Here is a 1,194-nt window from a genome sequence, read left to right as displayed (position 1 = left end):
GTGCTGTCCTCGCAGGCCAACATCGCCGGCTACAAGGCGGTGATGCTGGCGGCGAACACCTACCAGCGTTTCATGCCGATGCTGATGACCGCGGCCGGCACCGTCAAGGCCGCGCGCGTGCTGATCATGGGTGTCGGGGTGGCCGGCTTGCAGGCGATCGCCACCGCCAAGCGCCTGGGCGCCGTGATCGAGGCCTCCGACGTGCGCCCGCCGGTGAAGGAGCAGGTCGAGTCGCTGGGTGCCAAGTTCATCGACGTGCCCTGCCTGACCGACGAGGAGCGCGAGATCGCGAAAGGAGCCGGCGGCTACGCGCGCGCCATGCCGGCCGACTGGATGCGGCGCCAGGCGGCCCTGGTGCATGAACGCGCCAGGCAGGCCGACATCGTCATCACCACCGCCCTGATCCCCGGGCGCAAGGCGCCGACCCTGATCTCGGAAGACACCGTCAAGGCCATGAAGCCCGGCTCGGTGATCGTCGACCTGGCGGTCGCGCAGGGCGGCAACTGTCCGCTGTCGGAGCTGAACAGGACGGTGTGCAAGCACGGCGTCTACATCGTCGGCGAGCCGGACCTGGCGACCCTGGTGCCGTCCGACGCCTCGGCGCTGTACGCGCGCAACGTGCTCGATTTCCTCAAGCTGATCCTCGACAAGGATGACCGGCTGGCGATCGACCGCGACGACGAGATCCTCAAGGCGGCGCTGGTCTGCGCCGACGGCGCAGTGCTGCGCCAATAATTCACCACCAGGGAGGCAATATGGAAGTCAGTCATACCATCATCAACCTGATCATCTTCGTGCTGGCGGTCTACGTCGGCTACCACGTGGTCTGGACCGTCACGCCGGCGCTGCATACGCCGCTGATGGCGGTCACCAACGCCATCTCGGCCATCATCATCGTCGGCGCCATGCTGGCGGCCGGCCTGACCGAGGGCCTGGTGGGCCGGGCGGCGGGCACCGTCGCGGTGGCGCTGGCCGCGGTCAATGTGTTCGGCGGCTTCCTGGTCACCCAGCGCATGCTCGAGATGTTCAGGAAGAAGGACGCGAAGCGCTCCGCCGATGCGGCCAAGCCGGTGACGGCGCCGGCGGGAGCGGGGGCATGATCGCGCATATCAGCATGAACATGGTCACGATGCTCTACCTGGCGGCGTCGGTGTGCTTCATCCAGGCGCTCAAGGGCCTGTCCTCGCCGGCCAG

2 protein-coding genes are annotated in these 1,194 nt (G+C 67.8%); both read left to right on the top strand.

Annotated elements, in window-relative coordinates:
* On the top strand, positions 1-735 hold a 735-nt coding region (locus H162_RS0129760; RefSeq protein WP_020657101.1), incomplete at its 5' end, for a Rossmann-fold NAD(P)-binding domain-containing protein.
* 20 nt (positions 736-755) lie between these two features.
* On the top strand, positions 756-1,100 hold the full coding sequence (locus tag H162_RS0129755) for an NAD(P) transhydrogenase subunit alpha part 2 (protein ID WP_020657100.1): 345 nt from the start codon (positions 756-758) through the stop codon (positions 1,098-1,100).
* Positions 1,101-1,194 lie beyond the last annotated feature (94 nt).

Origin of the sequence: Massilia niastensis DSM 21313 (genome assembly GCF_000382345.1) — a bacterium.
GTDB classification, from domain to species: Bacteria; Pseudomonadota; Gammaproteobacteria; order Burkholderiales; family Burkholderiaceae_D; genus Telluria; species Telluria niastensis.
Note: the sequence above shows the minus strand (reverse complement) of the source record. Positions and strands in the feature narration are given on the sequence as shown.